Below are 10,556 nucleotides of genomic sequence, written 5' to 3' on the forward strand. Positions count from 1 at the left end.
GTCGGCGTGTGGCGGCCTTATTGTGGGTGTGTTCGTGTCGGGGACGGAGCGGGTTCGGGGTTTTCGACATGGCTGGGGGTGCGGGCTTGGTCGAGTCCGTGTGCGGCGAGGCGGTCGGCGCGTTCGTTCTCGATGTGGCCGTTGTGGCCTTTGACCCAGTACCAGGTGACGTCGTGGGCGGTGACGGCCGCGTCGAGGGCGCGCCAGAGGTCGGCGTTTTTGACGGGTTTGCGGTCGCTGGTCTGCCAGCCGTTGCGTTTCCAGCGGGTGACCCATTTGGTGATGCCGTCGCGGACGTAGGTGGAGTCGGTGTGGATGCGGACGGTGGAGCGCCGGTTGAGGTGGTTGAGGGCCTCGATGGGGGCGGTGAGTTCCATCCGGTTGTTGGTGGTGTCGTCGGCTTGGCCGCCGTGGAGTTCTTTTTCGTGGGGGCCGTAGCGGAGGATGGCGCCCCAGCCGCCGGGTCCGGGGTTGGGGCTGCATGCGCCGTCGGTGTAGATGTCCACGATCTGGTCTGCCACCTGGGCACGATATCGGGCGGGGTGGGCGTGGGGTGTCGGCCACGCCCACCGGGGGGTGTCAGCGGTATTGCGGGTGCTGCTGGTGGTGGGTCTGGGCGGCTTGGGCTTGGCCGGCGATGATCTGGTCGGCGTCTTCGCGGGAGATCTTGCGGGTTTCGCCGCAGAGGGAGCATTCGAGGGTGTGTTTGACCGAGAGGGGGAAGAGGGGGATGAAGAAGAGGGTGAATTTGGTGACGCGTTTGAGGACCGCGTAGCCGGCCTGCTGGCCGGTTTGGCCGCAGAGGTAGGCGACGGTGGCCAGGTGACGGACGGTGGTCCGCCAGCCCCAGAGGATCATGCTCTGCTCCTTGTTGAGCCGGCTCGGGTGGGTGTGTCTGGTTTGGCCGGAGGCGGCGATTGTAGGGGTTAGGTGTCGAGGGCCTCTTCGGGTGTGGGGGCGGTGCCGCCGAGGTGGGCGGGTTGCCACCAGTCGTCGCCGGGGGTGGGGCGGTCGGGGTAGTGGTGTTGGGCGTGGTCGAGGAGGGCGGTCATGCGGGCGTGGAGTTCGGTGGTGACGTCGTCGGGTGGGCCGTCTGAGGGGATGGGTTCGCCGGCGGTGATGGTGATGGGGACGTGGCGTTTGGTGAGTTCTTTCTTGCGTCCTTTGGTCCAGAGGCGCTGGCTGCCCCAGAGGGCCATGGGGACGAGGGGGACGCCGGCTTCGGCGGCCATGCGGGCGGCGCCGCTTTTGATGTCCTTGACGGTGAAGGAGCGGCTGATGGTGGCTTCGGGGAAGACGCCGACGACTTCGCCGGCTTTGAGGGCGGCGACGGCGGCTTCGTAGGCGGCTTGGCCGCTGGAGCGGTCGACGGGGATGTGGTGCATGCCGCGCATGAGGGGGCCGGCGATCTTGTTGCGGAAGATCGACTGTTTGGCCATGAAGCGCACGAGGCGTTTGGCGGGGCGGGCGCCGTAACCGGCGAAGATGAAGTCGAGGTAGGAGACGTGGTTGGAGGCGATGACGGCGCCGCCGGTGCGGGGGATGTGGTCGGCGCCCTCGACCGTGATGCGCATGTCCAGGGCGCGGAACAGGATTCTGGCCGCGGCGATGACCGGCGGGTACACGAGGTCCGACATGGCGCAAGGGTAGTGGGCGGGGGTGGGGGGTGGGTGGGTGCGGAGGGGTGTATTGCGGTTGATTGTGATCTTGTGGGTGGGTGGGTAGCGTGTGGCGCCTCGTTCCGTGGGAAGGGGATGGTCATGGCGCGTAGTGGGCGCGGCGGGTGGTGGCGGTCGGTGCGGCCGCGGGGGAAGGGTTTAGTTCTTGCCGACGAGGTGACTTTGGCCGGAGCGGCGCGCCCGACCGATGAGGACAAGCTGACAGCGCACTTCAGCAAGACCGTCGCGATCGCCCAGGCGGAGTTGGCCAGGGCCGACTTGAAGGCTCAGGCTCTCCTGGCGGGTACGAGCGCGGTGCTGATCATCGGAATCGCCGCGCTCGACGGCGAGGTGCCCGTGGCGGCGAGGATCGCGGGGTGGGGCGCCGCGGCCTGTGCGTTCGCGGCCGTCGTGCTGCTCACCTGGACGATCAGGCCGTATCTCGGAGGTCGTTTCGGGCTGATGAAGTACGCGCGGATGTCGGTCGAGGAGATCGTCGCCGAAGCGGTGCAGGTCTCGCAGGGGGATACCGGTGGGCACGGTCTTCAAGCGGAGGAGGTCCGCAGGTTCGCCTGGCTCGCGCGTCGTAAGTACCGGATCGTCCAACGTGCGCTCGATCTCTTGATCGGTGCGGGAGGACTCGGGGCCGTCGCGGTGGCGATCACGATATTGTCCGGGCACTGACGCGCGGGGTGGCGGGAAGAGGTTTCGGACGGCCAGGTTAACGGCGAGGCCACGGGCCCGACCGTCGTCCAGATGGCCGCGAGGTCGGCGAGGTCTTTGGGTCGGCTGAACCGTGTCTTGTAATCGAGGGTGTCCGCCGGGCCTGCGAACCTGAGTCTGTGGCTCGATCCCCAGTCCTCGAAGAGGATCAGCTCTCCGCGGTCGATGACTTCGGCGGTTGTGGAACCGCCGATCCAGGTGGCGAAGAACTCAAGCTGGCCATCGTGCAGCTTGACGACCTCGTCACCGGTGAGCGCGCCTCGGCAGGACTCTGCCTCGGGGTGGGATCTGACCATCTCCCAGGCTTCGTCCCGAACGAGTACGTCCAGGTCGGTGATCTGGCGGGGTAGACCGTATGAGATGAGGGCTCCGGTTCCCATGATCACGTATTCCGATCACCTCTCCGTCTCGGATCCGGCGATCCTTCGCATGACCTCGGCGCTGAGGACCGTGATCGACCCGCGTCCGACTTCCACCAGGCCCCGGCGTTTGAACTCACCGATCGCCTTGGCGGCCGACTCTCGTGAGATGCCCGAGAGTTCGCCGATGTCGCGCTGACTGAAGGCGAGCCTGATGCCGGCCGCGTCGCTCGCTCCGATGCCGAGGTCGAGGAGGTCGACCAGCGTCGCGGCGACTTTGAGCTCGCCGCTGAGGTCCGAGCCGACGTATTTGCGGCTGGTCTCCAGGAAACGCCGGCTGGTCTCGCGCAGGAGGCCGAGCATGACGTCGGGGCGTTCTTGTAGGTACCGGATGAGCAAGGGGCCGGGAATGCTGATCGCCGAGACCTGCGTCAACGCCGCGACCCGCGCGGTGCGCCTTTCCTGGTCGATCGCCGCCATCTCGCCGACGAAGGAGAGCGGCGGCCTGATCGCGACCGATCGTTTGGGGGCGCCAATCCGGATGACGACGTAGCCGCTGAGCAGGAACAGGGCATGGTCGGAGTGCTCACCGTCTTCGATCAGGATCTGGCCGGCGGGGCGTTCGAAGCGCGTGCCGATCCGTTCCAGTTCGGAGACGTTCACTTCGGAACGGTAGGGGCTCGGCCTGCCTGGAGCGGACTCTCCCATGTACTTGAGTGTGACTGCATGGTTCCGTTCCGACGATATCGAATTCCCGACAGTCAATCCCTCCGCAACAACCCGTCCAGCCCGCCCGAGGGGTCCCCCGGGTCGGTCGGTTCGCCCGGGTCGGTCGGTTCGCCCGGGTCGCCGGGCCCGGACGACGGGTCGCCGTTGCCCGGGTCGCCGTTGCCGGGGTCGCCGCCGTTGCCGGTGCCGGGGTTGCCCGTCCAGGGTGTCCCGGTCTTGTCGCCGACGAGTTTCGTCGGGGCCGTGAACGATCCCGTCGGGTTCTGCTGCCAGGAGGCGGCCAGCGCGCGGGCGCCGACGTCGGTGGGCATGTGGGAGCGGTAGTCGACGGCGTTGTTGGGGTTATCGGGGTCGCTGATGAACGAGGCCACCGCGAGGTGGGGGGTGAACCCCACGAACCAGCCGGCCTGGTTGTTCTCGGTGGTACCGGTCTTCCCGGCGACGGGCCCGCCGACGGTGCCGGAGACGCCCGGCGCGGTCGACCAGCCGCCGCAGTACCCGGCGGCGGAGCCGTACCCGGTGGTGCAGCGGGCGGCGTCGGTGGCGGCGCGGGCGACGTCGGCGCTGATCACGCGCTTGGCCTGGGGCCGCTCGAAACCGACGTCGGTGCCGCCTCCGTCGCTGATGGACACCACGGGCGTCGGCGTGGCGTAGATGCCGTCGGCGGCGAGGGTGGCGTAGGCGGCGGCCATTTCGAGGGGCGTCACGTCGGCGACGCCGAGGGTGAACGACCCCCAGTCGGCGGCGCTGGCGGCCTGGGTCTGGTCGACGGTCGTCTTCCACGTGATCCCGAGGCGCTCGGCCATCGCGACGGCCTTGTCGGCGCCGACGCGTTCCTCCAGCTGGATGAAGTAGGTGTTGACCGACTTCCCGAAGCCCGACCACATCGTCTGGTTGCCGGTCATCGACGGGCTGTCGTTGCTGGGGCAGTACATCTCCCCGCACGCGCTCGACCCGGCGCCGCCGTAGTACTTCGACTTGTACTTGTTCGGCGAGTAGATCGTCGTGTCGAGGGTCATGCCGGCGTCGAGGGCGGCGAGCATGGTGAACATCTTGAACGTCGACCCGGCCTGGTAGCCCGACACCGATCCGCCGCCGGACAGCAGCGGGTTCGTCGTCGCCGGGTAGGTGCCCTTGCCGGGCCCGCCGGTGTTGGGCCCGTTGTCGGACAGGTCGGTGGAGTACTCGCGGTTGACCGACATGTTGCGCACGTACCCGGTGCCCGGCTCGACCGTCACCGACCCCAGCGCGTACGGCGAGTCCTTGCCCAGCTGGGCGGCGGTGGCCTCGTCGGCGGCGTTCTGGACGCCGACGTCGAGGGTCGACACGATCTTGTACCCGCCGCGGCGCAGCAGGTTGAGGCGCTCGTCGGGCGTGCCGCCGAACGCGCTCTGCTGCTGCCACCACTGGGTGAAGTAGTCGGCGAAGAAACCCCAGTCGGGGTCGGTGGCGCCACCCGAACTGTTCGGGATCGCCCGCGGATCGGTCTTGATCTTCTTCGTCTTGGTCTTGTCGGCGGTGGCCTGATCGATCGCGCCGGTGACGACCATCTGGTCGATGACGTAGTCGCGGCGGGTCTTGGCCGCCGCGGAGTCGCCGGCGATCGGGTCGTAGGCGGTCGGCGACTGGACCAGCGCGGCCAGCGTCGCCGCCTCGGCCAGGTTGATCTCCTGCGCGGTCTTCCCGAAGTACACCCACGCCGCCGCGCCGATGCCGTAGGCGCCGTGCCCGAAGTAGGTGATGTTGAGGTAGTTGGTGAGGATCTGCTGCTTGTCGAGCTGCTTCTCGACCCCCAGCGCCAGGCGCGCCTCACGGAGCTTGCGGGCCGGCGTCTGATCGGTCGCCTCCCGCGCCTCCTCGGGCGTCGTGGCGCCGTACAGGAGGGCGTTGCGGACGTACTGCATCGTCAGCGTCGAGGCGCCCTGTGTGACCCCGCCCTCGGCGAGGTTGGCGACCAGGGACCGCAGCACGCCCTTGGGGTCGACGCCCTGGTGCTCGTAGAAGCGCTGGTCCTCGGCGGCGATGATGGCGTCCTTCATGACCTGCGGAATGTCCTCGCTGGCGATGTCGACGCGGTACTGGTCGTAGAAGGTCGTGATGACCGTGGTCCCGTCCGAGGCGTACAGCGTCGACGCCTTCGGCGGCGGCGGGAGACGCAGGTCGGCGGGGGTCGTGGTGAAGGAGTCGGCGCCGGCCTTCGTCGCCAGGCCCGTGCCGCCGACCAGCGGCAGCATGGCCAGGGCCATCACCAGCCCGCCGATGACGCCCGTCATGAGAAGCGTGAGAACCGCACGGCCTCTCGTCATGGGCGCTCGTGCGCTCGCCCCGCGGTATACCCCCACACCAACCTCCACGCGTGATTCGAGCCTCGACGTTACGTGGGATAGACGCCTTGGAACACGCAACGAGTGCACTCGGGTGCGCACGGTCACAACGTGACCCCCCTCATTCGGGTGCGTCCGGTCCTTACAGGACACGCCTGAGGGCGTGTTCCGGTTGAGGCGCGGGGACGTACTCCCGTGGGAGTACCGGGATCCACTTCGCGTGCGGGACGACGCGGGGAGCGCGCGTCCATAGCGTTGCGGGCATGTTGACGCAGCTTTCGCACCGTGCCGCGGCCCTGTGGACGAGGGGCCGGCCGATGGAGCGTTTCGGGTACGCCGTGGCGGCCGTGCTGTTCGCCTCGGGCCTGTTCCACGTCGTGGTCTACCTCGTCGACGGCGGTCCGTGGGAGGGGCCGGTGTCGTGGCGCAAGGCGGTCACGTTCGGGTTGTCGTTCGGGATGACGCTGGCGTGCCTGGTGTGGGTGTCGTCGTACGTGGCGATGCGCCCGGCCGTACGGCGGGTGCTGCTCGGTGTCTTCACGGCGGCGTCGGTCGCCGAGGTCACCGGCATCACCGTGCAGGCGTGGCGGAACGTGCCCTCGCACTTCAACTACGAGGACGGGTTCTCCTCGGCGATCACGGGCATGCTCGCCGGCGGGGGCGTGGTGATCGTGGCGTCGGTGCTGGCGCTGACGATCCTGTCGCTGCGGGCGGCGCCCGATACGGCGCCGAGCATGCGCCTGGCGGTCCGTGCGGGCCTGGTGATCCTCATGGGCGCGATGGTCACCGGGGCGGTGATGATCGCCGTCGGCGTGACCCTCGCCAACGGCGGCGAGCAGCAGGCCGCCTATGAGACGGCGGGGTGGCTGAAACCGGCGCACGCGGTGACGATGCACGCCGTGGGCGTGCTGCCGGTGCTGGCGTTCGTGCTGTCGTGCACGCGCCTCGACGAGCGGCGGCGGACCCGGATCGTCGCCTGCGGGGTCGCCGCCTACGCGCTGGCGGCGCTGGTGACGGTCGTCGTGAACCTCGCCGCGGGCCGTTGAGCGGGTTAAGTACGCCGCGGCGATGATGCCGACGGCCAGGACCATCGGGCCGCAGAAGCTCAGGGTCACCGCGAGGCGGCGGTGGCGGCCCGTCAGGCGCCAGGCGCCGCAGGCGAAGGTGACCGCGGCGGCGCAGCACACGACGAGGATCAGCCCGACCGCCCAGCGCAGGAACAGGCCCGTGGTGTCGCCGGTGTAGATGGTGCGGGCCCCGGCGTCGACGGCCTGGGCGGGGATGACCTCACCGAGACTGTCGCGGCCGTCGTCGCCGGTGATGGACGCGTAGGGGATGTGCACGCGGCCGTCGTCGGACACGAAGGAACCGCCGCAGCGGTAGGTGGCCCCGTCGCCCTTGCACGACGTCACGGTGACCATGCCCTCCTGGCGGTGCCCTACCGACATCCAGAACGGTTCGGCCGACACCCACGCGAAGAACACCGCCAGCAGCGACAGCACGATCAGCCAGGTCAGGCCCACCAGCGGGCTGCGCGGTGTCTTCGGCGGCCCGGCGGGCCGGGCCGGTTTCACCTCGGGTGCGCGGGGCGAGTCGTCCCAGATCGCCGAGACCGCGTCGACCGCCGGCTGCGACGCCGTCGGCGCCTCCGCGACGGCCCGCGCCTCGGCCTCCTCCGCCGCGGCCTCGGCCGGTTTGGCGTCGTCGGCGACGTGACGGGCGCCGTCTTGATGGGGAAGGTTCACCATCTCCAGACCGGCGAGCACCTGGGCTGGCTCGGCCGGCTCCTCGGCCGTGCCCGCTTCGGTGCCGTCGGATGCGACCGGACGTTCCCCCGCTTTGTCGGACATGTTGCCCATTCCACCGCAACCCGTGGCGGGCGTGGCGCATTTCGGCAGGTCTCGGCGTGCCGTATAGCCCGGCGGGGACCGTGGGCGTCGCCGGTAGGCTAAGGCACCATGAGTCACGTCTTGACGGCCGTCGCCTGGCCTTACGCCAACGGGCCGCGTCACATCGGCCACGTCTCCGGCTTCGGGGTCCCCGCCGACATCTTCAGCCGGTACATGCGCATGGCCGGTCACGACGTCCTCATGGTCTCGGGCACCGACGAGCACGGGACGCCGATCCTGGTGCAGTCCGACAACGAGGGCCTCACCGCGATCGAGGCCGTCGACAAGTACAACCGGATCATCGTCGAGGACCTCGTCGCGCTCGGGTTGACCTACGACCTGTTCACGCGCACCACGACCGGCAACCACTACCAGGTGGTGCAGGAGATCTTCACGGCCCTGCACGACAACGGGTACATCATTCCCAAGACGACGCTGGGTGCGATCTCCCCGTCGACGGGCCGGACGCTGCCCGACCGCTACATCGAGGGCACCTGCCCGATCTGTGGCTACGACGGCGCTCGCGGCGACCAGTGCGACAACTGCGGCAACCAGCTCGACCCGACCGACCTGATCAACCCGGTGTCGCGGATCAACGGCGAGACGCCGAAGTTCGTCGAGGAGGAGCACTTCTTCCTCGATCTGCCGGCGTTCGCCGAGACCCTCGCGAGCTGGCTCGACACCCGCGACGAGTGGCGTCCCAACGTCGTGCGCTTCACCCGCAACCTCCTCGGCGACCTCAAGCCGCGCGCGATCTCCCGCGACCTCGACTGGGGCGTGCCCGTGCCGCTCGACGGGTGGCGTGACCGTAAGGACAAGCGGCTCTACGTGTGGTTCGACGCGGTCATCGGGTACCTGTCGGCGAGCATCGAGTGGGCCCGGCGCAGTGGTGACCCCGACGCGTGGCGCAAGTGGTGGCAGGACCCGCAGGCCCTGTCGTACTACTTCATGGGCAAGGACAACATCGTCTTCCACAGCGAGATCTGGCCGGCGATGCTGCTGGGTAACAACGGCGGTGGCGCCAAGGGCGGCAAGCCCGGTGCGCTCGGCGCGATGGAACTGCCGACGGAGGTCGTGTCGAGCGAGTTCCTGACGATGGAGGGCCGCAAGTTCTCCTCCTCGCGACGCGTCGTGATCTACGTGCGGGACTTCCTGGCACGCTACGACGCCGACGCGCTGCGGTACTTCTTCGCCGTCGCCGGACCCGAGACGCAGGACACCGACTTCACGTGGGCGGAGTTCGTGCGCCGCAACAACGACGAGCTGGTCGCCTCGTGGGGCAACCTCGTCAACCGCGCGGTGGCGATGGCGGCGAAGAACTTCGGGGAGATCCCGGCCGCCGGTGACCTCACCGACGTCGACCGTGAACTGCTCGACACCGTCAAGGCGGCGTTCGAGACCGTCGGGGACCTGATCTCCCGGCACCGGCAGAAGGCCGCGATCGGTGAGGCCATGCGGGCCGTGGCGGCGGCGAACAAGTACGTGTCGGAGTCGGAGCCCTGGAAGCTCAAGGGCGAGGAGAACAAGGCACGGCAGGCGACGATCCTGCATGTGACGCTGCAGGCCGTGGCCGACTGCAAGACGCTGCTGGCGCCGTTCCTGCCGCACTCGTCGCAGAAGGTCCACGAGATGCTCGGTGGGACGGGTGTGTTCGCGCCGATGCCGCGCGTCGAAGAGGTCGAGGATCTCGACGGGACCGGACCGATCGGTGCGCGTACCTACCCGGTGATCACCGGCGACTACGCCGACGTCCCCGCCTGGGCCCCCGCGCCGATCACAGTCGGGACACCCCTGGCGAAGCCGACGCCGATCTTCACCAAGCTCGACCCGTCGGTCGTCGACGAAGAACTGGCCCGCCTGGAGGCGGGGGCGTAAGGGCGTGGTCGAGCACCTGGTCGTGATGGGCGTCAGCGGCAGCGGGAAGACGACCGTCGGCCGCCTCCTCGCCGGGCACCTCGACCGGGTGTTCGCCGACGCCGACGACTTCCACACGGCGACGAACGTCGCCAAGATGCACGCCGGGCAGGCCCTCACCGACGCCGACCGGAGCCCCTGGCTGCAAGCCGTCGCCGCCTGGATCGGCGAGTACGACGCCGAGGGGACACCGACCGTCGTGGCGTGTTCGGCGCTGAAACGGTCGTACCGCGACGTGCTCCGCACAGCACCGGGACGCATCCGATTCGTGCACCTGGCGCCGTCCCCCGCCGACATCGCCGCCCGCATGCGCGCACGCACCGGACACTTCATGCCCCCCGAGCTCCTCGCAAGCCAACTCGCCGACCTCCAGCCACTCACGGCAGACGAGGACGGCGTGACCGTGGAGACGGCCGACGGGCCGGAGGAGACGGTACGGATGGTGCTGGGGGCTTTGGGCGAGGGGTAGGGGTGGGGGTACGGGTGGGCGGGGGCGTCGTGCTGTCTGCTGCGAGGTGGTGCGGCGGCGGCATCGCCGCGTAGCGGTGATTGCAGCCCGTGCTTGCGTTCGCGTTCGCGGTGGGTGGCGCAGTCGCTGGGGAGTGGTAGGTGCGTTGGGGGTGTGGGGTTTCGGCGAGGACATGTGTTCTTGACGCGGGAGGCGTGAGGGATCGCCGAAGCCGCGTTTGCTGTGCCTGCGTTCGCTGTGCCTGTGCTCGCCGTGCCTGTGCTCGCTGTGTGCCGTGTCGCTGACCGAGACCACTCCTGCGCCAAAGCGTGGGGGTGGTGTTGATCTCGCGGTGTGTTCCCGCGTTCGCCGGGACGCACTACCCACCACACGACCGTGACCTTCGGGGACCAGCCTTGGGGTCGCGCGCAGCGCGACACACCCCAGGGCGTCTACCTGTGTCTCCGTCGCTTCGGCCGTTGATTGGACGACATGAAGGTTCTGGGGCTGTC

At 69.1% G+C, this 10,556-nt stretch carries 11 protein-coding genes; 6 read left to right on the plus strand and 5 right to left on the minus strand.

Features of this window, described 5'->3' with window-relative positions:
• Window positions 1–17 precede the first annotated feature (17 nt).
• From rnhA to HNR73_RS22345, 3 genes are all read right to left on the minus strand, one after another.
• Window positions 18–521 carry a ribonuclease HI gene (rnhA, locus tag HNR73_RS22335; protein ID WP_203686054.1) on the minus strand — a complete coding sequence of 168 codons (504 nt, stop codon included), beginning with the start codon at window positions 519–521 and terminating at the stop codon, window positions 18–20.
• 58 nt (window positions 522–579) lie between these two features.
• Window positions 580–858, minus strand: coding sequence for a zinc ribbon domain-containing protein (locus HNR73_RS22340; RefSeq protein WP_184789516.1), 279 nt, complete (start codon window positions 856–858; stop codon window positions 580–582).
• Window positions 859–926: 68 nt separating this feature from the next.
• Entirely contained in the window at window positions 927–1,637 is a 711-nt protein-coding gene (locus HNR73_RS22345) for a lysophospholipid acyltransferase family protein (protein ID WP_184789517.1), read from the minus strand.
• Between the two features lie 204 nt (window positions 1,638–1,841).
• Between HNR73_RS22345 and HNR73_RS22350 the strand changes: the two genes are divergently transcribed.
• Both HNR73_RS22350 and HNR73_RS22355 read left to right on the plus strand, forming a co-directional pair.
• A complete protein-coding gene (locus HNR73_RS22350) occupies window positions 1,842–2,342 on the plus strand; it encodes a Pycsar system effector family protein (RefSeq protein WP_184789518.1) in 501 nt (166 codons plus the stop codon).
• Between the two features lie 158 nt (window positions 2,343–2,500).
• Window positions 2,501–2,731, plus strand: a complete 231-nt coding sequence (locus tag HNR73_RS22355; protein ID WP_184789519.1) for a hypothetical protein — start codon at window positions 2,501–2,503, stop codon at window positions 2,729–2,731.
• Between the two features lie 45 nt (window positions 2,732–2,776).
• On the opposite strand, the gene HNR73_RS22360 is transcribed toward HNR73_RS22355, so the two are convergent.
• Both HNR73_RS22360 and HNR73_RS22365 read right to left on the minus strand, forming a co-directional pair.
• Window positions 2,777–3,403, minus strand: a complete 627-nt coding sequence (locus tag HNR73_RS22360; RefSeq protein WP_184789520.1) for a Crp/Fnr family transcriptional regulator — start codon at window positions 3,401–3,403, stop codon at window positions 2,777–2,779.
• Between the two features lie 98 nt (window positions 3,404–3,501).
• On the minus strand, window positions 3,502–5,742 hold the full coding sequence (locus tag HNR73_RS22365) for a transglycosylase domain-containing protein (RefSeq protein ID WP_311677814.1): 2,241 nt from the start codon (window positions 5,740–5,742) through the stop codon (window positions 3,502–3,504).
• Between the two features lie 314 nt (window positions 5,743–6,056).
• Between HNR73_RS22365 and HNR73_RS22370 the strand changes: the two genes are divergently transcribed.
• The 4 genes from HNR73_RS22370 (at window position 6,057) to HNR73_RS22385 (ending at window position 10,065) form a co-directional block, all read left to right on the plus strand.
• Window positions 6,057–6,839 carry a hypothetical protein gene (locus HNR73_RS22370; RefSeq protein WP_184789522.1) on the plus strand — a complete coding sequence of 261 codons (783 nt, stop codon included), beginning with the start codon at window positions 6,057–6,059 and terminating at the stop codon, window positions 6,837–6,839.
• A gap of 373 nt (window positions 6,840–7,212) precedes the next feature.
• Window positions 7,213–7,509 carry a hypothetical protein gene (locus HNR73_RS22375; RefSeq protein ID WP_203686056.1) on the plus strand — a complete coding sequence of 99 codons (297 nt, stop codon included), beginning with the start codon at window positions 7,213–7,215 and terminating at the stop codon, window positions 7,507–7,509.
• 242 nt (window positions 7,510–7,751) lie between these two features.
• Window positions 7,752–9,557, plus strand: a complete 1,806-nt coding sequence (metG, locus tag HNR73_RS22380) for a methionine--tRNA ligase (RefSeq protein ID WP_184789524.1) — start codon at window positions 7,752–7,754, stop codon at window positions 9,555–9,557.
• Window positions 9,558–9,561: 4 nt separating this feature from the next.
• Window positions 9,562–10,065: a gluconokinase gene (locus tag HNR73_RS22385; RefSeq protein WP_239122065.1), complete on the plus strand. Its 504-nt coding sequence runs from the start codon at window positions 9,562–9,564 to the stop codon at window positions 10,063–10,065.
• Window positions 10,066–10,556 lie beyond the last annotated feature (491 nt).

The sequence above is a fragment of the Phytomonospora endophytica genome, from assembly GCF_014202425.1.
Taxonomy (GTDB): domain Bacteria; phylum Actinomycetota; class Actinomycetes; order Mycobacteriales; family Micromonosporaceae; genus Phytomonospora; species Phytomonospora endophytica.